Origin of the sequence: Actinoallomurus soli, assembly GCF_024055715.1 — a bacterium.
In the GTDB taxonomy this organism is placed as follows: domain Bacteria; phylum Actinomycetota; class Actinomycetes; order Streptosporangiales; family Streptosporangiaceae; genus Actinoallomurus; species Actinoallomurus soli.
Genome location: NZ_JAMXMV010000010.1, coordinates 13,204 through 36,371 on the forward strand (window position 1 = coordinate 13,204; position 23,168 = coordinate 36,371).

General features: G+C 71.8%; 22 protein-coding genes and 2 riboswitches. Of the genes, 12 read left to right on the plus strand and 10 right to left on the minus strand.

All coding sequences use genetic code 11. The features are described from left to right. Window positions 1-8: 8 nt before the first annotated feature. The 5 genes from NDW01_RS23905 to NDW01_RS23925 all read right to left on the minus strand — a co-directional run bounded on the left by NDW01_RS23905 (window position 9) and on the right by NDW01_RS23925 (window position 3,950). Window positions 9-767: an alpha/beta hydrolase gene (locus NDW01_RS23905; protein WP_252823612.1), complete on the minus strand. Its 759-nt coding sequence runs from the start codon at window positions 765-767 to the stop codon at window positions 9-11. 122 nt (window positions 768-889) lie between these two features. Continuing rightward, on the minus strand, window positions 890-1,318 hold the full coding sequence (locus NDW01_RS23910) for a CBS domain-containing protein (RefSeq protein WP_252779023.1): 429 nt from the start codon (window positions 1,316-1,318) through the stop codon (window positions 890-892). A gap of 68 nt (window positions 1,319-1,386) precedes the next feature. Further along, complete coding sequence (locus NDW01_RS23915; RefSeq protein WP_252823614.1) at window positions 1,387-2,097, minus strand: class F sortase; 711 nt, start codon at window positions 2,095-2,097, stop codon at window positions 1,387-1,389. Further along, the gene (locus NDW01_RS23920) at window positions 2,084-2,731 is read right to left on the minus strand and encodes a hypothetical protein (RefSeq protein ID WP_252824463.1); all 648 of its coding nucleotides are present in this window, start codon (window positions 2,729-2,731) and stop codon (window positions 2,084-2,086) included. Before NDW01_RS23920 ends, NDW01_RS23915 begins: the two co-directional genes overlap by 14 nt. Before the next feature lie 457 nt (window positions 2,732-3,188). Continuing rightward, on the minus strand, window positions 3,189-3,950 hold the full coding sequence (locus NDW01_RS23925; protein ID WP_252823616.1) for a hypothetical protein: 762 nt from the start codon (window positions 3,948-3,950) through the stop codon (window positions 3,189-3,191). A gap of 207 nt (window positions 3,951-4,157) precedes the next feature. Here NDW01_RS23925 and NDW01_RS23930 point away from each other — a divergent pair, with 207 nt between their 5' ends. Continuing rightward, the gene (locus NDW01_RS23930) at window positions 4,158-5,684 is read left to right on the plus strand and encodes an ATP-dependent DNA ligase (protein WP_252823619.1); all 1,527 of its coding nucleotides are present in this window, start codon (window positions 4,158-4,160) and stop codon (window positions 5,682-5,684) included. A 4-nt stretch (window positions 5,685-5,688) separates the two neighbouring features. Here NDW01_RS23930 and NDW01_RS23935 read toward each other — a convergent pair whose 3' ends face one another. Together NDW01_RS23935 and NDW01_RS23940 are read right to left on the minus strand one after the other, a co-directional pair. Continuing rightward, a complete protein-coding gene (locus NDW01_RS23935) occupies window positions 5,689-6,525 on the minus strand; it encodes a hypothetical protein (RefSeq protein ID WP_252823621.1) in 837 nt (278 codons plus the stop codon). 82 nt (window positions 6,526-6,607) lie between these two features. Continuing rightward, entirely contained in the window at window positions 6,608-7,906 is a 1,299-nt protein-coding gene (locus NDW01_RS23940; RefSeq protein WP_252823626.1) for a M50 family metallopeptidase, read from the minus strand. A gap of 211 nt (window positions 7,907-8,117) precedes the next feature. Further along, window positions 8,118-8,215: riboswitch (glycine riboswitch) on the plus strand. A gap of 1 nt (window position 8,216) precedes the next feature. Beyond that, window positions 8,217-8,309, plus strand: a riboswitch (glycine riboswitch). 73 nt (window positions 8,310-8,382) lie between these two features. On the opposite strand from NDW01_RS23940, the gene gcvT reads away from it, so the two are divergent. From gcvT to NDW01_RS23965, 5 genes are read left to right on the plus strand one after another with little or no spacing between them, the layout of a single operon-like run. After that, the gene (gene gcvT / locus NDW01_RS23945; RefSeq protein WP_252823628.1) at window positions 8,383-9,489 is read left to right on the plus strand and encodes a glycine cleavage system aminomethyltransferase GcvT; all 1,107 of its coding nucleotides are present in this window, start codon (window positions 8,383-8,385) and stop codon (window positions 9,487-9,489) included. After that, window positions 9,486-9,869: a glycine cleavage system protein GcvH gene (gene gcvH / locus NDW01_RS23950; RefSeq protein ID WP_252823630.1), complete on the plus strand. Its 384-nt coding sequence runs from the start codon at window positions 9,486-9,488 to the stop codon at window positions 9,867-9,869. The genes gcvT and gcvH overlap by 4 nt, the downstream gene beginning before the upstream one ends. Then, window positions 9,869-11,125 (plus strand): serine hydroxymethyltransferase, encoded by a 1,257-nt coding sequence (locus NDW01_RS23955; RefSeq protein ID WP_252823632.1) that lies wholly within the window; start codon window positions 9,869-9,871, stop codon window positions 11,123-11,125. Before gcvH ends, NDW01_RS23955 begins: the two co-directional genes overlap by 1 nt. 13 nt (window positions 11,126-11,138) lie before the next feature. Beyond that, window positions 11,139-12,068 (plus strand): lipoyl synthase, encoded by a 930-nt coding sequence (lipA, locus tag NDW01_RS23960; protein ID WP_252823634.1) that lies wholly within the window; start codon window positions 11,139-11,141, stop codon window positions 12,066-12,068. Between the two features lie 6 nt (window positions 12,069-12,074). Then, on the plus strand, window positions 12,075-13,448 hold the full coding sequence (locus tag NDW01_RS23965; RefSeq protein ID WP_252823636.1) for an L-serine ammonia-lyase: 1,374 nt from the start codon (window positions 12,075-12,077) through the stop codon (window positions 13,446-13,448). Between the two features lie 24 nt (window positions 13,449-13,472). Here NDW01_RS23965 and NDW01_RS23970 read toward each other — a convergent pair whose 3' ends face one another. From NDW01_RS23970 to purU, 3 genes are all read right to left on the minus strand, one after another. Further along, entirely contained in the window at window positions 13,473-14,039 is a 567-nt protein-coding gene (locus NDW01_RS23970; RefSeq protein ID WP_252823639.1) for a DUF4352 domain-containing protein, read from the minus strand. A 170-nt stretch (window positions 14,040-14,209) separates the two neighbouring features. After that, entirely contained in the window at window positions 14,210-15,397 is a 1,188-nt protein-coding gene (locus NDW01_RS23975) for a M20 metallopeptidase family protein (protein ID WP_252823641.1), read from the minus strand. 30 nt (window positions 15,398-15,427) lie between these two features. After that, entirely contained in the window at window positions 15,428-16,273 is an 846-nt protein-coding gene (purU, locus tag NDW01_RS23980; RefSeq protein ID WP_252823644.1) for a formyltetrahydrofolate deformylase, read from the minus strand. Window positions 16,274-16,695: 422 nt separating this feature from the next. Here purU and NDW01_RS23985 point away from each other — a divergent pair, with 422 nt between their 5' ends. The 6 genes from NDW01_RS23985 (at window position 16,696) to NDW01_RS24010 (ending at window position 23,074) form a co-directional block, all read left to right on the plus strand. Beyond that, complete coding sequence (locus NDW01_RS23985; RefSeq protein WP_252823646.1) at window positions 16,696-17,469, plus strand: alpha/beta hydrolase family esterase; 774 nt, start codon at window positions 16,696-16,698, stop codon at window positions 17,467-17,469. Window positions 17,470-17,509: 40 nt separating this feature from the next. Continuing rightward, a complete protein-coding gene (locus NDW01_RS23990) occupies window positions 17,510-18,697 on the plus strand; it encodes an amino acid deaminase/aldolase (protein ID WP_252823649.1) in 1,188 nt (395 codons plus the stop codon). A gap of 106 nt (window positions 18,698-18,803) precedes the next feature. Beyond that, window positions 18,804-19,928 carry a carbohydrate kinase family protein gene (locus tag NDW01_RS23995; RefSeq protein WP_252823651.1) on the plus strand — a complete coding sequence of 375 codons (1,125 nt, stop codon included), beginning with the start codon at window positions 18,804-18,806 and terminating at the stop codon, window positions 19,926-19,928. A gap of 70 nt (window positions 19,929-19,998) precedes the next feature. Beyond that, window positions 19,999-21,345 carry an ABC transporter substrate-binding protein gene (locus NDW01_RS24000; RefSeq protein ID WP_252823653.1) on the plus strand — a complete coding sequence of 449 codons (1,347 nt, stop codon included), beginning with the start codon at window positions 19,999-20,001 and terminating at the stop codon, window positions 21,343-21,345. Beyond that, window positions 21,342-22,277: a carbohydrate ABC transporter permease gene (locus NDW01_RS43915; protein ID WP_252823655.1), complete on the plus strand. Its 936-nt coding sequence runs from the start codon at window positions 21,342-21,344 to the stop codon at window positions 22,275-22,277. Before NDW01_RS24000 ends, NDW01_RS43915 begins: the two co-directional genes overlap by 4 nt. Next, a complete protein-coding gene (locus tag NDW01_RS24010; RefSeq protein ID WP_252823658.1) occupies window positions 22,274-23,074 on the plus strand; it encodes a carbohydrate ABC transporter permease in 801 nt (266 codons plus the stop codon). The genes NDW01_RS43915 and NDW01_RS24010 overlap by 4 nt, the downstream gene beginning before the upstream one ends. The last annotated feature ends 94 nt before the right edge of the window (window positions 23,075-23,168 follow it).

The window sequence follows — 23,168 nt, forward strand, 5'->3', positions numbered from 1 at the left end:
TGCGCACCTTAGTGGACGGCTGTCGCTTGAGATGCGGTCCATTGTCCGATCCGCCGGATCAGCTCGGGGGTCGCGGCGCTCTCGGCGTGCCCGTACCCGGGCTCGATCCACAGCTCGCGCGGGTCGCGGGCCGCGGCGTAGAGCTGTTCGGCGTGCTCGACCGGCAGGAAGGGGTCCCGGTCGCCGTGGACGACGAGGAGCGGCGTCGGCGCGATGCGCTCCGCGACCTCGTGCGGCGCGGCGGGCACCGTCGCCCACGAACCACCCGCGATCCGCGTCCTCTTGACGAGGCGTGCGGCCAGGCGGCCCGACCGGCGCTCGATCGCCCAGTGCACGCGGCGCATCGGCTTGGTGTCGCGGTAGTACCAGCGGGCCGGCGCGCTCACCGCGGCGACCGCGTCGACGCCGCCGAGCAGGGCCGTGTGCCGGACGACGACGGCGCCGCCCATCGAGAAGCCGACGAGCCCGACGTGCCGATACCCGAGGTGGCGGGCGTGCCGGACGGCCGCATCGACGTCGAGGATCTCCCGGTCACCGACCGTGGACCGGCCGCCGGACCGCCCGTGGCCGCGGAAGTCGATCGCGATGACGCCACCGGTCTCGCCGAGCACCCTGGCGATCCGCCGCGTCGTCGGCTGCCGCCACCCGCCGGTGAACCCGTGCGCGAGGACCAGGCACAGGCCGTCCGGTCCGGGGAGGTGACCGGCGTCGATGCGGACGCCGTCCATGGCATGCAGGGTCAGGGGCTGAACGTTCACGTCGTTCATCGTGCCCGCCCCGTCCGGCTCCCCACCCGCCGCCCCGGCCGGTGACGGCCTGGGCCGTCCCCGGCGGCCGTCCTCTCGGCCTCCGCCGTCTCGGCGGCCGGGGGGCTGAGAGGCCGGTGGTCTCAGCGTTTGATGTAGTCGACGAGCTGCTCCCGCTCGGTCTCGAGCTCGGCGATCGTGCTCTTGACCACGTCACCGATGCTGACGATCCCCACGAGACGGCCGTCGCGGACGACCGGGAGGTGACGGATGCGGTGCTCCGTCATCGTGACGCGCAGCCCGTCCACGGCGTCGCCGGGCGCGCAGGTGCGCACGTGCGTCGTCATGATCTCCGACACCGGCGCGTCCAGCAGGGCCGCGCCCCGCTCTCCCAGCCGCCGGACGATGTCACGCTCCGAGACGATGCCGTCGATCGTCGAGCCGTCCGCGGACACCACGACCGCGCCGATGTTGCGGTCCGCGAGCAGTCGCAGGAGATGCCGCACGCTCGCGTCCGGGGCGATGGTCGCGACGTCAGCGCCCTTGGCGCGAAGGACTTCCGAGATTCGCATCCGCCGACCTCCCGATTGGTGGCGACCGGAACTCACTACGCCAAGCATCCTCCGTCCACGGGAGAACGTCACGGACTTCGGGAAACCGAGCCGGCGCCGTCGGCCGGTCCGGGAGATCCGCTGCCGTCCGGCCGGACGGGACGGCGGCCGGTCAGATGCGCGAAGACGATCGTGTTGTCCTTGTAGCTGTGGCCGTCGAAGTCGCCTCCGCAGGTGATCAGCCGGAGCCCGGCGAACTTCAGGGGGCCGTAGACGCGCTGCGTCGGGAAGTGTTTCTTGGACGCCCGCTCGACCGAGTCGACGGCGAAGATCGCGACCGTGTCGTCCGCGCGGGTGACCTCGACCTTGTCGCCGGGGTGCAGCCGGGCGAGCCCGTAGAACACGGCCGGGCCCTTCTTCGTGTCGACGTGGCCGACGAGCACGGCCGGACCACGCTCCCCCGGTGTGGGGCTCTTGTCGTACCACCCCGCCAGCTGGGCGCGGGACAAGGGCGGTACCGCGAGCGAGCCGTCGTGTTCGAGGCCGAGACGGAGCAGGCGCGAGTGGATCCCGACACGCGGGATGTCGACCCGCAGCGGAATGGAGCCGCCGAGGGCCGCCCCCGCCGAGGGGGCGGCCGCCGCGCCCGGCCGGGCCGCGCGCGGATCCGGCCGTGGCGGCCCGTGGTGCCGGCACGCGCCGAACCACAGGACCGCCGCGCCGGCCGCGATCAACCCGGCGGCCGCCCCGCCCTGGAGACGGCCGCCGCGTGATCGTGCTGATCGGTTACGAACGGACACCGGTCCCGATCCGCCGGCGAGCGAGAAGCGTCGTACCGCCCAGCAGCAGGGTGAGCCCGGCGAGGCCCAGCGGCACGCTGGATCCCTGAGCACCGCCGAAGCCGGTCCGTACGGGGCCGGAAGGGACCATGCCGACACCGGCCGGGCGGCCGGGCGCGCCCATGGCACGGGCGCGGATCTTCTTCACGGTCTCCCGGTGCTGCCCGAAGCCTCCTCCGCCGCCCGGGGCGCCGCCGATGACACTTCCACCGGCGACTCCGTTGCCGCCGCCACCACAGCCGCCGCCACCACAGCCGCCATCGTCGTCACCGAAGGCCGCCCAGGGCGCGATGCCGCCGCCGCCGTTGTTGTTGTTACCGCCAAAGCAGCCGCCCGCGACACACGGGTCGAGGCCGTCGTCACCGCCACCATCGCCGTCGTCGTCACCGTCCCCGCCGCGGACCAGGCCCGGGGCGTGCACACCGGCGGGACGCAACGCCTGGTGGGCGCCCGGGTAGACGGCAACGTGCTGCGCCCGGTGGTGCAGCCCCGCGCTCGCGTCACTGTGGACGGCCGCCGCCAGAGCGGGTGAAGCCAGCCCGATCGTCAGTGCGGCCGCTGAAGCGGTTGTCAGGGTCAGGTTACGGACCCTCATAAGTACCCCCTTGAAGTCAGCGGCAGCCTGGACCGCTCCCTGGCTGCCGGCATCGCCACCGCTCCCCTCATTCCCCCATCACCGACACCGCGATCTAATTCTCTCCGCTCTTGATGAAATGATTACGGTGCGGAACGGACACTTAGTGACATCCCCCGCGCCGCCATTCCCAATCAGTGGTGCATCGGTCGACATAGCCCCCATTACGCAGGTTTCTCCACACGGCAGGTGGACGGGCCCATCTCTAGGACCACCCTCCCGGTGACCTGGGATGATGCCGCACCCGGCGCAGCGGAATTCCCGAAATGTAACGCTTATGCGTGGAGCCGGATGAAGCCGCCTCCGGTAATCACCGACCGGCTCACCAGGGCCGCCGCGAGGACTCTTTCCGGCGACAGGAGATGACACATCACCGCCGAATTCCGGTTACCGGAAGAACGCCCTGAATATGCGCAGATCACCGCAGCGACGCAAGCCCCGCACGGGCGGCCGCGATCGCGTCGGCCAGGCTGCGCCGCTCACTGGCGGACCGGTCCCCGGCGGCCGGCCGCTCCTCGGTGTACTGCACCCGCAGGATGACGTTGCGGTACCGCACGGTGGCCTCTCCGACCGCGATCCTGACGTCCCGGTCGATCCAGTACCGCTCGAACGCCGCGTCGCCGAGGCCGCCGATCCGGCGCAGCGTGCTCGTGTCGGCCGTCCGGTCCTTCTCCGCCTGCCGCCACTGCGCCTCGTACGACCAGACGGTCATGCCCGTGGCCTGATCGTGCATGTACTTGGGCAGGAACGCCCGCGCGTCGACCTGGACGGCGCGGTAGCGGCTCCCGTCGGTCATCGAGTACTTGCAGACGCCCGCCGTCTCCGCGCCCATCTTGTCGATCTTCGGGGCGGCCGTCGGCACCAGCCGCCGTACCGTGTCGGCGGGCAGGATCGAGCACGCCTGCGGCAGCGCGGCGAGAACGGCCGGTCGTGCCGTCCCCGGCGGCGTGTCGGCCTCGCGGGAACCGGTCGGGGCGGGACGGGACCGCGGCGGTGCGCTCTCCGGCCGGGCTCCCCCGCGGCCGAACACGAAGACGGCCGCCGCGGCGAGGCCCAGCGCCACCACGACGAAGGCGGCGACCACGACGCCCTGCGCACGGGGCCGGCGGCTCTTGGCCCTCGGCGCCTCCGGGGGCGAGTAGACCCGGTGGAACGGTTCCGGCAGCCGCGGCAGTCCCAATCCTTCTCCCCACTCGTGTTCCCCGGGTGTCCCGGGGTACCGGCTCGATGCGACCGTAACCGGCGGATCCGCCCCCAAACCAGACTCGTACGCGCCTGGCACGCGTGACACCATGCCGCTCCTCGCCTCCTCCGGCCGCCGGGGCCCGGCCGCCGCTCCTCCGGGACGGGTTCACCCGATTGTCGGTCGCCGGCGTCAGAATGGAATGTGCTGTTGAGCGAGATCACCGAGACCTCACGGGCCGTCGCCGCGACGTCCGGGCGGCGCGCCAAGATCGAGCTGCTGGCCGCCTGCCTGCGGGACGCCGAGCCGGAGGAGACGGCGATCGCGGTGGCGTACCTCTCCGGTGAGCTGCCACAACGCCAGATCGGCGTCGGCTGGGCGGCCCTGCGCGACCTGCCGCCCGCGGCGGCGGAGACGGCCCTCACCGTCGACGAGGTGGACGCCGCGTTCACCGCGATCGGCGCCGTCTCCGGTAAGGGTTCCGTCACCGTTCGGCGACAACTGGTGGGGGAATTGTTCGCCCGGGCGACCACCGCCGAGCAGAGTTTCCTCCTCCGCCTGCTCTCCGGGGACCTCCGCCAGGGCGCCCTCGACGGCGTGATGGCCGACGCCATCGCCGTCGCGGCGGACGTGCCGGCGGCCGAGGTGCGCCGCGCCGTGATGTTCCGCGGTTCGCTCGGCGCGGTGGCCACCGCGGCGCTGACCGAAGGCCGTGACGGCGTGCGCGCGTTCGGGCTGGAGGTCGGGCGCCCGGTCAAGCCGATGCTCGCCGCGAGCGCTCCGTCCGTCGAGGCGGCGCTGGAGAAGGTGAGCCCCGCGGCCGTCGAGTGGAAACTCGACGGCATCCGGCTCCAGGCGCACGTGTCCGGAGGCGAGGTGCGCCTGTTCACCCGCACCCTCGACGAGATCACCGGCCGGCTGCCGGAGATCGTCACCGCGCTGGGCGCGCTGCCCGTCGACACGGCCGTCCTCGACGGGGAGCTGATCGCGCTGCGCGACGACGGCCGGCCCCACCCCTTCCAGGTCACCTCCGCCCGCGTCGCCAGCCACGGCGTACGACCGGGCAGCGGGCAGGACGTGCCGCTGTCGATGTTCCTGTTCGACGTGCTGCACCTCGACGGCGAGGACCTGATCGACCTGCCGGGCGCCGAGCGCAACGAGGCGCTGGCCCGGGTCGTCCCCGAGGCCCTGCGCATGCCACGGGCCGTCACCGCCTCGGTCGACGAGGCCCGCGCGTTCTTCGACGACGCCCTCGCGCACGGTCACGAGGGCGTGCTGGTCAAGTCCCTGGACACGCCCTACACCGCCGGCCGGCGCGGCGCCGGGTGGATCAAGGTCAAGCCCCGTCACACGCTCGACCTGGTCGTCCTGGCCGTCGAGTGGGGCAACGGCCGCCGCCGGGGCAGGCTGTCCAACCTGCACCTCGGGGCCCGCGACCCGGAGACCGGCGGGTTCGTGATGCTGGGCAAGACGTTCAAGGGCCTGACCGACGAGATGCTCGCCTGGCAGACCGAGCGCCTGCTCGCGCTGGAGACGCACCGCGACGACCACACCGTGTACGTACGGCCCGAGCTCGTCGTCGAGATCGCCTTCGACGGCGTCCAGCGCAGCCCGCGCTATCCCGGCGGGCTGGCGCTGCGGTTCGCGCGGGTCCTCCGGTACCGCCCGGACAAGACCGCCGCCGAGGCCGACACCTTCGAGAGCGTGCGCGCCGTCGCCGCCCTCTCCTGAGCCTCTAGGGCCGCCTGCGGCGGTCGAGGCGGCGCCGGGGCCCGACGGTCCGCTCGTGGACGATCAGGTCGTGGCGGCCCGCGATGAACTCCTGCACCCAGATCTTCGCCCGGATCAGCGGGCGGCGGATGCGCTGCTCGCGGCGGAGCGCCCGCCGGAACTTCCGCGTGCCCGGCCGGTATCTCCAGCGGGCCCACGGCGAGCCCGGCCGGGCCAGCCGGAACGCGCTGAAGACGAGCACGACCGGCAGGAACAGCCCGAGCAGCCCGGTCCAGATCTTGCCCTTGAAGAGGGTGACGATGGCCAGGGCCAGGTTGACGAGGATGTTGGCGAGGACGACGAGGAAGACCCCGAGGGAGACGGTCGCGTCCGGGCGCAGGTCGTGGACGTCGCTGAGCCAGAGCGGGCGGACGCCGACCAGGATCAGGCCGGTGATCGCTACCGCGATGAACACCGCGTCGACGGAGGCGCGCCCCTCCTCCATCCAGTAGACGTCGCGCAGGTGCAGGATGAGCGCGAACTCGTCGAGGACGAGCGCGGCCCCCACCCCGAACACCGAGGCCGCGAGGGCGTACCAGTCCGTGTAGGCGTCCGGGATGCAGAACCCCGCCACCCCGCCGATCAGCATCAGCACGACGCCGAACACCACGTGGTGGATGTGCAGCTCACCGACCTCGACGTTCTTGAACCACCAGCGCACCTTGGCGCGGATCAGCCGCACGTTGATGCGCACGACGACGAACGTGACGATGAACGCCACGAAGAAGCAGAACAATGGCAGCCGTCCGCTCTGGACGACACGCTCGGTGAACAGTCCCTCCACCTTGGCCCCCGACGTCATACGTCCTCATCATGACCCATTCCGGTCTGTGATAACGCTGGGCGTCGGGGGTCACTGCCGGCTCGCGGGCCGGCAGAGATCGTCAGCCGTTCAGGCGTACCGGATTGACCAGATCCGCGTAGATCAGCAGAGCGCCCATCGTGATGATCACCGCGGCCATCGCGTACGTGAGCGGCAGCGCCTTGGCGACGTCGACGTGGCCGGGGTCGGGCCTGCGGGTCATCCGGGCGATGCCCTTCTTCACCGCCTCCCACAGCGCACCGGCGATGTGGCCGCCGTCCAGCGGCAGCAGCGGCACGAGGTTGAACATGCCGACCGCGAAGTTGACCGTGCCGAGCATCATCAGGAAGAACGCGAGCTTGTCGAGCCCCGGCTCCTTCGAAGCGGCGATCTCCCCGCCGATCCGGCTGGCGCCGACGACGCCGATCGGGCCGTTCGGGTCGCGCTTCTGGTCGCTGAAGGCGGCGTTCCAGACGCCGACCATCTTCTTCGGCATGTCGATCAGCGAGGAGAAGGTGTGCTTGGTGAGGTCGCCCATGGTGCTGACGACCACGCCCGGCCCCTGACGCTCCCGCGCGCTCATCGGGCTGATCCCGAGGAATCCGACGTTCTCGGTCTTGTCCGGGTCGGTGAGCGACGGCATCTGGTTGGTGACGACCGAAACGCTCAGCGGGACGTCCTGGCCGCCACGGCGGACGACGACCGGGACCGTGCGCCCGCCGGACCCCCGGATGAGCTTCTGCAGCTCCGTGTACGCGTGGATCCGGTGGCCCTCGTAGGAGACGATCCGGTCGCCGGGGCGCAGCCCCGCCCGTACGGCGGGGGTCGCCGGGTCGCCGGGCCGGCAGTCACGGCCCGCCTGCGCGGCCGGGATGGTGCACTTGGTCACCGAGGCGATCACCGGCTGCAGGGTCGAGACGCCGATCCCCATGACGACCACGCTGATGAACACGAACGCCAGCAGGAGGTTCATGAACGGCCCGGCGAACATGATGATGACCTTCTGCCACCACTTCTTGCGGTAGAAGACGCGGTCCTCGTCGCCCGGTCCGACCTCTTCCAGGGCGGCGCCGCGCGCCGACTCGATCAGCCCCTGGAACGGGCCGGTGGACGACTGGCGGACCGTTCCGGGCGCGTCGCCCCGGCGCGGCGGCAGCATCCCGATCATCCGGATGTAGCCGCCGAGGGGGATCCACTTGACGCCGTACTCGGTCTCGCCCTTGCGCCGCGACCACAGGGTGGGCCCGAAGCCGACCATGAACTGCGGCACGCGGACGCCGAAGAGCTTGGCGAAGGACATGTGGCCCAGTTCGTGCAGGGCGATCGAGGCGAGCAGCCCGAGGAAGAAGACGACGATGCCCACCACGAAAAGCACGCTCATTGCCCGCACACGCTCCTCACCCGTCGCACCGCGGGCGCCCACCGGGCGCCGCGGTCAGGCCGCTCCGTTCGCCGTGCCGCGCACACGCTCACCGAAGGCCTCCGAGATCTCGACCGGTCAAGCGTATGCCGAAAACCCGCGCGTGAGGGCCGTCCCGGCACTCACGCGCCGTCGATCGGCGGCCCGGGTGCTGCTAGCCTGACCATGCCGATGATCCCGCGCGGGAGAGCGACCTCGCCGCCAGCGAGGTACGCCGAAGGAGCAACCCCTCCCCGGAACCTCTCAGGCCACACGAACCGTGCGGACCAGGCGACCTCTGGAAAGCGGAGCGACGCTCCCGCCGAAGGTGCAAGCCCCCGACCTGGGGGTGAAGCTCTCAGGCACCGATGACAGAGGGGGAGGGCACCGCCACCGGATTCCGCGTGCCAATGGGAGGATGGGATTCCCGGCCGCCCGCGTGATAGGAGCCTGCCCCGATGTCCACGCCGGACGCCAAGAGAACGCCACTCCACGAGGTCCACGCCGAGCTCGGCGCCATGATCACCGAGTTCGCCGGGTACCTCATGCCGCTGCGTTACGGCAGCGAGAGCGCCGAGCACCAGGCCGTCCGCACCAGCGCGGGCCTGTTCGACCTGTCCCACATGGGAGAGATCTTCGTGACCGGCCCGCAGGCCGGGGCGGCCCTCGACCACGCGCTCATCGGGCACCTGTCCGTGCTCGGTGTCGGCAGGGCGCGCTACACGATGATCGTGAACTCGGCCGGGGGCGTGCTGGACGACCTGATCGTGTACCGGCTCGCCCCGGAGACCTACATGGTCGTCGCGAACGCCGCCAACGCCGCGACGGTGCGCGCCGAGCTGACCGAACGCTCGGCGGGGTTCGAGAAGGCCGCCGTCGACGACCGGTCCGCCGCGTACGCGCTGATCGCCGTGCAGGGTCCCAAGGCCCAGGCCGTCCTGGCGAAGCTCACCGACGCCGCGCTCGCCGACCTGAAGTACTACGCGATCCTGCCGGGCAAGGTCGCCGGGATCGACGCGCTGATCGCCCGCACCGGTTACACCGGCGAGGACGGCTTCGAGCTGTTCGTCGGGGCCGGTGACGCCGTCGCCGTCTGGAACGCCGTCACGGAGGCCGGCGGCGAAGACCTGCGGCCCGCCGGGCTGTCCGCGCGGGACACGCTGCGGCTGGAGGCGGGCATGCCGCTGTACGGCAACGAGCTGACCGCCGAGACGACGCCGTACGACGCCGGCCTCGGCCGTACCGTCAAGCTCGACAAGGCCGGTGACTTCGTCGGCCGCGCCGCGCTGGCCGCCCTCGCCGACACGCCGCCGGGCCGCACGCTCGTGGGCCTCGTCGGGCGGGGGCGTCGCGTCCCGCGCCACGGGTACGACGTGGTGACGCCGGACGGCACGCCCTGCGGGGTCGTGACCAGTGGCGCGCCGTCCCCGACGCTGGGCAGGCCCATCGCCATGGCCTACATCGACGCGGGTCACGCCGACGACACCGACCTCGCGGTGGACATCCGCGGTAAACACGAGCCGGTCGACAAGGTCGCGCTGCCGTTCTACAGGAGGACTTCGTGAGCACCGTTCCCGAGACGCTGTACTACACCCAGGAGCACGAGTGGGTCACCGAGCCGTCGGACGGCGTCGTGACCGTCGGCATCACGGCCCACGCGGCCGACGCGCTGGGTGACATCGTGTACGTGTCGCTGCCCCAGGAGGGCGCGTCCGTTGAGGCCGGCGAGCCGTGTGGCGAGGCCGAGTCGACCAAGTCGGTGAGCGACGTCTATTCGCCCGTCACCGGTGAGGTCGTCGCGGTGAACAGCGCCGTGGAGGAGGACCCCGCCGCGATCAACTCCGACCCGTACGGGGAGGGGTGGCTGTTCCGGGTACGTACGGATGACGACCCGGCCGACCTGCTCGACGCGCAGGCCTACTCGAAACTGATCGAGGAGGCGTGATGAACCTCTCGAATCTGCCCTTGTCCGAGATCGACCCGGACGTCGCGGCCGCGATAGCGGACGAGCTGCGGCGCCAGCAGTCGACCTTGGAGATGATCGCCTCGGAGAACTTCGCGCCCGTCGGCGTCCTGCAGGCGCAGGGCTCGGTGATGACGAACAAATACGCCGAGGGCTACCCGGGGCGGCGCTACTACGGCGGATGTGAGTACGTCGACGTCACCGAGCAGCTGGCGATCGACCGCGCCAAGGCCCTCTTCGGCGCCGAGCACGCGAACGTGCAGCCGCACTCGGGGGCGCAGGCGAACATCGCGGTGTACTTCGCGCTGCTGGAGCCGGGGGACACGATCCTCGGCCTGGATCTCGCGCACGGCGGGCACCTCACCCACGGCATGCGGATCAACTACTCCGGCAAGATGTTCAACGTCGCGGCCTACCACGTGGGCCCCGACGGTCTCGTGGACATGGACGAGGTCGCCCGGCTGGCCCACGAGTACCGGCCGAAGATGATCATCGCCGGCTGGTCCGCGTACCCGCGGCAGCTCGACTTCGCGGCGTTCCGGCGGGTCGCCGACGAGACCGGCGCGCTGCTGATGGTGGACATGGCCCACTTCGCGGGCCTGGTCGCCGCGGGCCTGCACCCCTCCCCGGTGCCGTACGCCGACGTCGTGACGTCCACGACGCACAAGACGCTGTGCGGCCCGCGCGGCGGTCTCATCCTCTGCCGCGAGGAGTACGCCAAGAAGATCAACTCGGCGGTGTTCCCCGGCACGCAGGGCGGGCCGCTGGAGCACGTCATCGCCGCCAAGGCGGTGGCCCTGAAGATCGCCGCCACGGAGGAGTTCGCCGAGCGGCAGGCCCGGACGATCGAGGGCGCCAAGATCCTCGCGGACCGGCTGCTGCGCGAGGACGCCGCCAAGGCCGGGGTCAAGGTGCTGACCGGCGGCACCGACGTCCACCTCGTCCTGGTCGACCTGGTCGACTCGGAGATCACGGGACGGGACGCCGAGGACCGCCTGCACGACATCGGCATCACGGTCAACCGCAACGCCGTGCCGAACGACCCGCGGCCGCCCATGGTGACCTCCGGTCTGCGGATCGGCACGCCCGCCCTCGCCACGCGCGGATTCGGGGCCGACGACTTCGCCGAGGTCGCCGACATCATCGCGCTGGCGCTGCAACCGTCGTTCGACTCCGCGGCGCTGTCCGCCCGGGTCCGCGACCTGGCGGACAAGCACCCGCTCTACCCCAGCCTGTGACGGATGAGAGACGATGACGATCGCTCCTGAGGGCCGGAAGCTGCTGCGTGTCGAGGCCAGGAACGCCGCGACACCGATCGAGCGCAAACCGCCCTGGATCAAGACCCGGCTGTCGATGGGCCCGCAATACCGCGAACTCACCGACCTGGTCCGCACCGAAGGCCTGCACACCGTCTGCCAGGAAGCCGGCTGCCCCAACATCTACGAATGCTGGGAAGACCGCGAAGCCACCTTCCTCATCGGCGGCGACCAATGCACCCGCCGCTGCGACTTCTGCCAGATCGACACCGGCAAACCCGCCGCCTACGACCCCGACGAACCCCGCCGCGTCGCCGACTCCGTCGCCACCATGGGCCTGCGCTACGCCACCGTCACCGGCGTCGCCCGCGACGACCTGCCCGACGGCGGCGCCTGGCTCTACGCCGAAACCGTCCGGCAAATCCACACCGCCATCCCCGGCTGCGGCGTCGAACTCCTCATCCCCGACTTCAACAACGTCCCCCACCTCCTGGCCGAGGTCTTCTCCGCACACCCCGAAGTCCTCGCCCACAACCTCGAAACCGTCCCCCGCATCTTCAAACGCATCCGCCCCGGCTTCCGCTACGAACGCTCCCTCGCCGTCCTCACCGCCGCCCGCCAAGCCGGACTCGTCACCAAGTCCAACCTCATCCTCGGCATGGGCGAAACCCGCGAAGAGATCACCGAAGCCATGCACGACCTGCACCAGGCCGGGACCGAACTGCTCACCATCACCCAGTACCTGCGCCCCTCCCCCCGCCACCACCCCGTCGAACGCTGGGTCAAACCCGAAGAATTCATCGAACTGCAGGCCGAAGCCGAAGCCATCGGCTTCGCCGGAGTCATGTCCGGACCCCTGGTCCGCTCCAGCTACCGCGCCGGACGCCTCTACCAGCAGGCCATCACCGCCCGCCAGGCCGACTGACCCACCATGGCGATCAGCGTCTTCGACCTGTTCAAGATCGGCATCGGCCCGTCCAGCTCGCACACGGGCGGGCCGATGGCGGCGGCCCACCGGTTCGCCCGCGGCCTGCGGCACGACGGCCTCCTGGAGAAGACCGCCTCCGTGCACGTGATCCTGTACGGATCGCTGGGCCTGACCGGCAAGGGGCACGGTAGCGACAAGGCGGTGATCCTCGGCCTTGAGGGCGACAAGCCCGAGCTCGTTGACGTCGAGACGGCCGACGAGCGGGTCGCCCGGGTACGTGAGCACGGCGTCCTGCGCGTGTTCGGCGAGCAGGAGGTGCCGTTCGTCGTCGGCGAGCACCTCGTGTTCGAGCGCAAGGAGTCGCTCCCGCGCCACCCCAACGGCATGCGGTTCACCGCCCGCGACGCCGAGGGAGCCGAGCTGCGGGAGAAGGTCTACTACTCGGTCGGCGGCGGCTTCGTCGTCGACGAGGACGCCACCGGGGCCGACCGGATCAAGCCCGACGACACGATCGTTCCGCATCCCTTCGCGACCGGCGCCGAACTCCTCGACCGGACGCGGGAGACCGGCCTGTCGATCTCCGCGCTGATGCTGGAGAACGAACAGGCCTTCGGGCGTGGCCCCGAGGAGATCCGCGAGCTCCTGCTCCGGCTCTGGGCGGTCATGCGGGAGAGCGTGGACCGCGGCTGCTCCCGCGAGGGCCTGCTGCCCGGCGGGCTCAAGGTACGCCGCCGCGCCCCGCACCTGCACCGCAAGCTCGTGACCGAGGCCGCCACCGACCCGTTGCACGCGATGGACTGGGTCACGCTGTTCGCCCTCGCCGTGAACGAGGAGAACGCCGCGGGCGGCCGGATCGTCACCGCGCCGACCAACGGCGCGGCCGGCATCGTCCCCGCCGTCCTGCACTACTACGACCGGTTCGTGCCGGGTGCCTCCGACGACGGGATCGTACGGTTCCTGCTGACCGCCGGGGCGATGGGCGTGATCATCAAGGAGAACGCCTCGATCTCCGGCGCGGAGGTCGGCTGCCAGGGCGAGGTCGGCTCGGCCTGCGCGATGGCGGCTGCCGGGCTCACCGAGGTCCTCGGCGGCACGCCCGAGCAGGTGGAGAACGCCGCGGAGATCGGCATCGAGCACAACCTCGGCCTCACCTGCGACCCGGTCGGCGGCCTGGTGCAGGTTCCCTGCATCGAGCGGAACGCCGTCGCCTCGATCAAGGCGATCAGTGCGGCCCGGATCGCGCTGCGCGGCGACGGCCGCCACTTCGTCCCCCTCGACCGGGCGCTCAAGACGATGCGCGACACCGGCCGCGACATGTTGGACAAGTACAAGGAGACGTCACGCGGCGGCCTCGCCGTCAACGTCATCGAGTGCTGAGCGGGCCGCCCGCCGGGCCGGGTGTCAGGGCACGCGCCACTCGGCGCGGTCGGCGGCGAAACCGGCGTTGAGGGCGTAGGTCACGGCGACGACCTTCGCCTTCTTCGGCACGGCGAAGACCATGTAGCCCGACGCGGTCTGCCCCTGCCGGAGCTTGACGACCTTGGGAAAGCCGGGGCCCGCCGTCACCGCGGCCACCGTCGGGTCGTACGTCCGCCCCGCCGTGTCCACGACGTTCGCGCCGTAGGTGGGGCTGTCGTCGTACGCGGTGTCACCGACGTTCTTCAGCACGAAGCGCACGGCGACGAAGCGCTCGCCCTTGCGCGGCTTCTGGAACGCGCCATGGCCGGTCGCGGTGGGAAGCACCTGCTTGACCTTGACGGCGAGGCGGAGTCTTCCCGCGCCTCCGGAGTCGTCCGCGCCGCTGAGCGTGACGGTCTGACCGACCGTGACCTGCCGGGCCCGCGGCGTCGGCGACGGGGTGGCGGTCTGGGGGTTGTTCGCGGTCCGCGCGGCGTTGCCGCAACCGGCGAGCAGCGCCGCGGTCACCGCAGCGGTCAGGGCCAGCCTCCGCACGACACCGCTCCCCATTGGACGAACTGTCAGCACACCGCTGGATCATGATAGGGGCCGCCGCGCGGCACCGGGGACCGAACGGTCCGCCTGGGACGACTGCGCGACGGTGACACGTCCGGCCCGCCGAACGGTCCGCTCAGGAGCGCCGCGCGCCAGGGCCGCGCGGCGGGGCGGCGGGGCCGGCCTCAGGCGGAGGCCAGCCGGCGGAGGGCGAGTTCGGCGAGCAGGGCGGCCCCGTCCGCCAGCACCCCGTCGTCGAAGACCGCGTCCGGCGCGTGGTTGAACGGCGCGGTCGCGGGGTCGCGGTCGGGCGGGCAGGCGCCGAGGAACACGAACGCCCCGGGCACCTCCTCCAGCACGTACGAGAAGTCCTCCCCCGCGGTCAGGGGATTCGGCCCCCACACGAACCGCTCCGCGCCGTACAGGTCACCGACCACGGAGGCGGCGAACTCCGCCTCGGCGGCGGTGTTGACCGTCGCCGGATAGCCCATGGCCCGGTCCACCTCGACGTGGAGGTCGTGGGCGGCGGCGATGCCGCGCAGGACCCGGTCGACGCCGTCGAGGACCCGGGCGTGGGCCTCACGGGAGAAGCAGCGGATCGTCAGGGCGAACCGCGCCTCGGCGGGGATGACGTTGGCGGCGGTGCCCGCGTGGAAGCTGCCGACCGTGATGACCACCGGGTCGAAGGCGTCGAACGACCGGGTGGCGAACGTCTGCAGCGCCGTCACCATCTCGCACGCCGCCGGGATCGGGTCCTTGGCGCGGAACGGCTGGGAGCCGTGGCCGCCGGCTCCGCGCACGGTGACGTGGATCTCCTCGGCGGCGGCCATCAGCGTGCCGCGCCGGGTCATGAAGAAGCCGCCCGGCAGCATCGACGAGGCGACGTGCAGCCCGTACGCGGCGACGGGCCGGGTTCCCGCCGCGTCGAGCACGCCCTCCTCGATCATGTAGCGCGCTCCGGCGAAGCCCTCCTCACCGGGCTGGAACATGAAGATCACGCTGCCCGCGAACTCCGACGCCGCGAGGATCCGCGCCGCCCCGACCAGCATCGCGGTGTGCAGATCATGGCCGCAGGCGTGCATCCGGTCCTCGAACCGGCTGGCGTACTCCAGGCCGGTCCCCTCGGTCAGCGGAAGCGCGTCCATGTCGGCGCGCAGGAGCACGGCGGGGCCGGGCGACGAGCCGCGGAGCACGGCGGTCACCGAGGACACGGACCGCCCGAGCCGGATCTCGAGCGGAAGACCGTCCAGGGCGGCCAGCACCTTCTCCTGGGTACGCGGCAGCTCCAGGCCCACCTCGGGCTCCCGGTGCAGGTCGCGGCGGAGCCGCCGGAGATCGTCCTGAAGGTCACGGGTGACGTGCGCGGAGGGCATGGCACACCACACTACGCCGCGCCGTACGGCTCAGCGGAAGATCACGGTCCGTTCGGCGTTCAGCAGGATCCGGTGCTCGGCGTGCCAGCGCACCGCGCGGGCCAGGGCCAGGCACTCCATGTCCCGCCCCACCGCCATCAGCTCCTCCGGCCCCTGCGTGTGGTCCACGCGCGCGACCTCCTGCTCGATGATCGGCCCCTCGTCGAGCCGCGGGGTCACGTAGTGCGCGGTCGCGCCGATGAGCTTCACACCGCGCTGGTGCGCCTGGTGGTACGGCCGGGCGCCCTTGAAGCTCGGCAGGAAGGAGTGGTGAATGTTGATCACTCGGCCCGGCAGCTTCTCGCAGAACTCGTCGGACAGCACCTGCATGTACCGGGCCAGCACGATGAGGTCCGCCTGGTAGTGCTCGACCAGGGAGAGGATCTCCCCCTCCTGCGCCGCGCGGGTCTCGGCGGTGACGGGCAGGTGGTGGTAGTCGATGCCGTACGACTGGGTCAGCGGCCGCATGTCCGGGTGGTTCGAGGCGACCGCGACGATGTCCACGTCGAGCAGCCCGGAGCGCTGGCGGTACAGCAGGTCGTTCAGGCAGTGCCCGAACTTGGAGACGAGGATGAGCACGCGGGAGCGGACGGCCCGGTCGTACAGGTGCCAGTCCAGGGCGAACTCCCCGGCCAGCGCGCCGAACGCCTCGCGCAGCGCGTCGTCCAGCCCCTCCGGCGCCTCGAACTGGATGCGCAGGAAGAAGCGTCCGGTGCTCCGGTCGCCGAACTGCTGGCTCTCCACGATGTTGCACTCACGCTCGGCGAGCGCCCCCGAGACGGCGGCCACGATGCCCGGCCGGTCGGGGCAGGAAAGCGTCAACACGTATTCGGACATGGCAGACCTTCGAGACGTTCGGAGCGTACGGTGCGGCAGGCGGGGGTGCGGCCCCGCCCCTGATGCCGCTCCGAGCCTACGGCCTGAGCGGACCTCGGCCGATGCCACGCACCGGTCACCGGCGAGAATCCGCCGGAACGGCGTTTTCAGGCACGCGCCGGGCCGCCGCCTCGCGGGTCGATGCAAAAGAGGGGCACCTCGGTGACGAAGTCTGCGCTACTAGTGAGTAGTTCTCGGGGGTGCGGGTGGGTTAGACCGGTGAGATGCGACGGGTCACGGTGCTCGCGGTCATCGGTCTTCTCCTCCTCGGTGGATGTAAGACGTCGGGCTCCGGAGAGCACGGGTCGTCCCGGCCGTCGCACGCGCGGCACGGCGCGCCGGCGTCGGTCGGTGGTGTGCCGACGGCGTCGGGGACGCATCGGATGAAGATCGATGTGGGCACGCCCGGGCACCGGGAGTACCTCGTCCACGTGCCGCCGGCCCTGGCCGCGCGGAGTTTCCGGTCGGGGCGGCCCGTACGGCCGCTTCCCGTCGTCATCGCGCTGCACGGCGGGGCCGACACCATGTTCGGGTTCGAGAAGAAGACCGGGTTCGACGGTCTCGCCGACCGGCACGGGTTCCTCGCGGTCTATCCGGACGGGTTCGCCTTCACCTGGAACGCCGGGGACTGCTGCGCGCCGGCCCGGCTGGCGCACATCGACGACGTCGGCTTCCTGAACAGGCTCATCGACCACCTGACCGGTACCGGACTGGCCGATCCGAAGCGGGTCTACGTCACGGGGTTCTCCAACGGGGCGGGCATGGCCTACCGGTTCGCCTGCGAGTCCGCGGGGAAGGTCGCCGCGATCGGGGTGGTGGCCGGTGCGCTCGCCATGGCGTGTCATCCGGCCCGGCCGGTGTCGGTGATGATCTGGCACGGCACCGCGGACCACAACGTCCCCTATGACGGCGGCGGGCACCGGGATTTCAACGACTCCCGGCCGTTCCCGCCGGTCGGCCGGGCGGTGGACTTCTGGCGGCGGGCCGACGGCCTGTCCTCGCTCCGGGCGGACGGCGGGCGGGGCTGCCGCTCCACCGGACGGGGTGACGGCGGCGTCGAGGTCGTCCTGTGCACCGTCACGGGCGGCGGGCACGCGTGGCCGTCCGGCGCGAGCGGGCGGCTCTGGGACTTCTTCGCCGCGCATCCCCGGACGTGAACTCTTTTCATATTCGGCCGGTCTGTGGCACGCTGCGGGCATGACGCTGCGCAAACGGTATGACCTCGCCACATCTCACCTGGAACCACCGTTCGCGATCGTCGACCTGGCGGCGTTCCGCTCCAACGCGGCGAACCTGACCCGGCGTGCGCACGGCAAGCCGATCCGGGTGGCCAGCAAGTCGGTGCGCTGCCGGGCCCTGCTGGACGAGGTGCTGGGGATGGACGGGTTCGCCGGCGTCATGGCGTTCACGCTCCCCGAGGCGCTGTGGCTGGCCGAGGAGAGGGTGAGCGACGACATCCTCGTCGCCTATCCGACCGCCGACCGGCAGGCCCTCGCGCGGCTGGCCGGCGACGAGCACGCGGCGGCCACCGTCACCGTGATGGTGGACTGCGTGGAGCACCTCGACCTGATCGAGAAGGCCACCGGCGGCGCCCGTCCCGTCCGGGTCTGCCTGGACATCGACGCGGCCTGGCGCGCGGCGGGCGGCCGCATCCGCGTCGGCGCGCTCCGGTCACCCGTCCGTACGCCGGAGCAGGCCGCCGGGCTGGCCCGCGAGATCGGCCGGCGTCCGGGAGTGCGGCTGGTCGGGCTGATGGCGTACGAGTCGCAGATCGCGGGGGTCGGGGACGACCCGCCCGGCAAGCCGGTGTTCTCCCGCGCGGTGCGCCTCATCCAGGCCCGGTCCCGCGTCGAGCTGGCGCGCCGCCGGGGGCTGATCGTTCAGGCGGTCCGGGAGGTCGCCGACCTGGAGTTCGTCAACGGCGGCGGTACCGGCAGCGTCGAGAAGACGGCGGCCGAGAAGGCCGTGACCGAGGTCGCCGCGGGCTCGGGCCTGTACCAGTCGGTGCTGTTCGACCACTACACGAACTTCTCCGGCGACCCGGCCGCGCTGTTCGCCCTGCCCGTCGTACGGCGCCCCGCGCCCGGCGTGGTGACCGTGCTCGGCGGCGGGTACCTCGCCTCGGGGGTCGCGGACCGCAGCCGGCTGCCGCAGCCGTACCTGCCGTCGGGGCTGCGCTTCGACGCGCGGGAGGGCGCCGGCGAGGTGCAGACCCCGCTGCTCGGCGCCGCCGCCGACGGACTGCGGATCGGCGACCGGGTGTGGTTCCGGCACGCGAAGGCCGGGGAGCTGTGCGAGCGCTTCGACGGCCTCCACCTGATCGACGGCGAGCGCGTCACCGCGACGGTCCCGACCTACCGTGGTGAGGGAAGGACCTTCCTCTGATTTCCCCGATGTGAGGTAGGGAATTCTCCCAACCCCTCCGGGAACGGTCCAGCAGCGCGTAATGTCGTACGACAGTGTTGGGATGCCCCTCCGGAGGGGAGGCGCCGTGGACCAAGTCAAACCGATGATCGCACCGCCGGGCCGGCCGCCGGAGCCGCGGTTGAAGGACCCCTGCGTCGAGCGCGAGACCGCCGCCGAGTTCCTGCACGGCGACGGCGGAGGGCTCGACGTGTTCCTGGCCGGCACCGTCTTCATGGACATGATCTTCACCGGCCTGCCGAGCCTGCCACCGCCCGGCACCGAGCTGATCACCGACGGCCTGGGCTCGGCGCCCGGCGGCATCGCCAACATCGCGGTCGCGATGAGCCGGCTGGGGCTCAACGTCGGCCTGGCCGCCGCGTTCGGCGACGACATGTTCGGCGCCTACCTGTGGCGGACGCTGTCGGAGCAGGAGGGCGTCGGGCTCGCCCGCTCCCGGCGGCTGCCCGGCTGGCCCACGCCGGTCACCGTGTCGCTGGCCTATGACGCCGACCGGAGCATGGTGACCTACCACCGGCCCATGCCGGTGCTGCCCGAGGCCCTCGTAGGCACCCCGCCCAAGGCCAGGACCTGCTTCCTCGACCTCGCCCACCCCGTGCCGGAGTGGGCGGCGACGATGCGCGAGAAGGGCGCCAACGTGGTCGCCGACGTCGGCTGGGACCCGACCGAGACCTGGTCCGTCGACGTGCTCGACCGCCTCGACCTGGTCGACGTGTTCCTGCCCAACGCGGTGGAGGCCATGGCCTACACCCGGACGAGCTCCCCCGAGCAGGCCCTCGACGTCCTCGCCGAACGCGTCCCCGTCGTGGTGGTCAAGCGCGGCGGGGACGGCGCGATCGCGGTCGACACGACCACGGGCGAGCGGGCCGAGGCGGCCGCGCTGCCGGTCAAGGCCCTGGACCCGACCGGCGCCGGTGACGTGTTCGCCGCCGGCTTCGTCTACGGCACGCTCGCCGGCTGGGGCCTGAACGAGCGGCTGCGGTTCGCCAACCTCTGCGCCGGGCTGTCCGTCCGTCACTTCAGCGGGTCGCTCGGCTCGCCCTGCTGGGGAGAGATCGCGGCGTTCGGCGAGTCCGGCGAGGTCCCGGACGAGATCCTGCGGGACTACGCCTTCATCGTCCCGTACATCCCCGACGCCTCGGTCGACACGGCGACGCGGGCGGAGCCGACCGTACGGCAGGCGTGGCCGTAACGGACGCGGCTTACGCCGAGAAGATCTTGGTGTAAGGCGCCGCCGGTCGGTTGACGAAGGAGCCCCCGCCATGCGGAAACCGTTCGTGGTCCTGACAGCGGCGCTGGTCGCCGTGTCCGCCGCCTGTGCCCCCGGATCGGGCGGCGGCAAGCCGAAGACGCCCGCGCCCGGCGCCGTCGGCACGGACGTCGCCAAGGCCGGCCCGGTCACGCTGACCGTCTGGGACCAGGAGGTCCTCGGCGGCCAGAACGAGCAGATGCAGCGGCTGAACGCGGCGTTCCACGCGAAGTACCCGAACGTGACGATCAAGCGGGTGTCGCGGTCCTTCAGCGACCTGGAGAAGACGCTGCGGCTCGCGCTGTCCGGCGGCAACCCGCCCGACGTCGTCGAGGCGAACCAGGGGTACGGCATCATGGCCGCCCTCGTGAAGGCCGGCGCGCTCATGCCCCTGGACCCGTACGAGCAGGCGTACGGGTTCCGTAAGCGCTTCCCGGCCGGGCTCACCCAGCTCAACAGCGTCAGCGCCGGCGGGAAGGCGATCGGCTCCGGCAGTCTCTACGGCGTCGCGATGACCGGCGAGGCCGTCGGGATCTACTACAACACCGACAAGCTCGCCAAGCTCGGCCTGAAGCCGCCCGCGACCTGGGCGGAGTTCGAGCAGGACCTCGCGACCGCCAAGGGCAGGGGCGAGACGCCGATCTACCTCGCCAACCTGGAGAAGTTCCCCGGCATCCACGAGTTCGGCGTCCTGCTCGGCCAGACAACGGGCAAGGACAAGCTGCGCGACCTCGTGTTCGGCCGGGGCGGCGCGTGGACCGACCCCTCGGTCGTGCAGGCCGCGCAGAAGCTCGCCGACTGGGCGAAGAAGGGCTACTTCCCCGCCGGCGTCAACGCCGCCAAGTACAACGACTCCCCCGCGCCGTTCGCCAAGGGCGACGGCGTGTTCCTCATCGGCGGGCCGTGGTTCGCCGCGGACCTGCAGAAGAAGATGGGGGACAAGGTCCGCTACATCCTCCCGCCGCCCGCCCAGGCCGGCGGGGCGCCCGCCGCCACGCTCGGCGGCCCCGGCCTGCCCCTCGCGATCACCGCCAGGTCCAAGCACCCCGACGTCGCCGCCGCGTACCTGAACTTCATGACCGGCCCGCAGGCCATGGACGTCGTCACCCAGACCGGCGGCCTGGCCGCGCTGCCCCCGCCGAGCGCACAACCCACCTCCGCCGTCGGCCGCGACCTGGCCGCCGCGTGGAAGACCGCCAGCGACAAGGACATCCTCGTCCCCTACCTCGACTACTCCACGACGACCTTCCTCGACACGCTCGGCGGCGTCCTGCAGGAGATCATCGCGGGGAGGAGGACCGCGCGGCAGGGCATGCAGGACGCCCAGCGCGACTACGCCGCCTTCCTGGCCAAGCGGTGAAGCCCCCGGCCACCCGGACCAGACCCGCCGCCGACCGTACGCAGGGCCGCCCGGCGGGCGCCCGGCCGCCGGGCGAGCCCCGCCGGGTCGCCTACCTCTACGTGCTCCCCGCCCTGCTGGTCTACGCGGCGTTCCTGCTCTGGCCGCTGCTGCACGGCGCGTACCTCTCGCTGTTCCACTGGGACGGGCTCTCCGTCGGCACCTGGGCCGGCCTCGGCAACTACACGCAGGCGATCAGCGACCCGCACCTGCGCGGGACGTTCTGGCACGCCGCCGTGCTCGTGTTCTTCTACGCCGTCCTGCCCTGCTGCATCGCGTTCCTCCTCGTCGCCGTCATGTCCCGGTCCCGGCCGCGGGGGCTGACGTTCTTCCGCACCGTGCTGTTCCTGCCGCAGGTGGTCGCCATGGTCGCCGTCGCGGTGGCCTGGCAGTGGATCTACTCCGAGCACGGGCCGGTCAACGGCACGCTCCGCCTCGTCGGGCTCGGCGGGCTCGCCCGCGGCTGGCTCGGCGACTTCACCTGGGCGCTGCCGTCCGTCGGGCTGATCGGCACCTGGGCCGAGATCGGGCTGGCCATGGTGCTGTTCCTCGCCGGCGTGCAGAAGATCCCCCGCGAGTTGTACGAGGCGGCGCGCGTCGACGGCGCCGGGGCCGTCCGCGAGTTCTTCGCGGTCACCCTGCCCGGGCTGCGGCGGGAGCTGTCCGTCGCGCTGACGCTCACCATCATCGCCGCGCTGCGGAACTTCGACCTGATCTACCTGACCACCGGCGGCGGCCCCGGCGACGCCACGCGCGTCCCGGCGTACGAGGTCTACAACCGGACGTTCAACACCGGGGAGGTGGGCCTGGCCTGCGCGATCGGCATCATGATCGCGGTCGTGGTGTTCGCCGTGACCGCCGGGGTCGGCCGCCTCGTGGAGGGCCGCTCGTGACGCCGGCGACCTCGCGGACCGAGCGCGCCACGACGTACGCCGTGCTGGTCGTGTTCGCGGTGATCGCCGTGTTCCCGCTGCTGGCGGTGGCCTCCCAGGCGCTCGGCCTGCCGCACCCGTCCGCCGCCGCGTTCACCGGCGCCTGGCGGAAGGGGCACTTCGCCCGCTATCTCACCAACAGCCTCATCGTCGTCACCGTGGTCGTCATCGCGGCGTCGGCGCTGTCGGTCCTGGCCGGATACGCCCTGGGCACGATGGAGTTCCGCGGCGCCACCGTGCTGTTCTACGTGTTCCTCGCCGGGCTGATGGTGCCGACCGAGGCCATCGTCGTGCCGCTGTACTTCGACCTGCGCTCCGTCGGCCTCGACAACACCCTGCCCGGCCTCATGCTGCCGCAGATCGCCCAGTCGGTGTCGTTCGGGATCTTCTGGATGCGCGCGTACTTCCGGTCCGCGCCGCGCGCGCTGATCGAGGCGTCCCGGATGGACGGCGCCTCCAGCTGGACGACGCTGTGGCGGGTGCTGCTGCCGGTCGGCCGCCCCGCCATCCTCACCATGATCGTGCTCATCGCGATGTGGACCTGGAACGAGTTCCTGCTCGCCCTGGTGATCATGAACTCCAACGAGGACCTGCGCACCGCCCCGCTCGGCCTGTCGATCTTCCAGGGCGAGCACCAGACCGAGTACCAGATGCTCATGGCCGCCGCGCTGATCGTCGCCGCGCCCGTCGTCCTCGTCTACGTCTTCCTCCAGCGCCACTTCATCGCGGGAATGCTCTCCGGCGCCCTCAAGGACTGACGCGGGAGACGCGCCCGTGGTGGCGGACGCCGGGCACCGGGGCGCGTGCCGCCTCAGCCCGTCCGCCGCGTCGCCTGACACTCCGAGGGGCTGT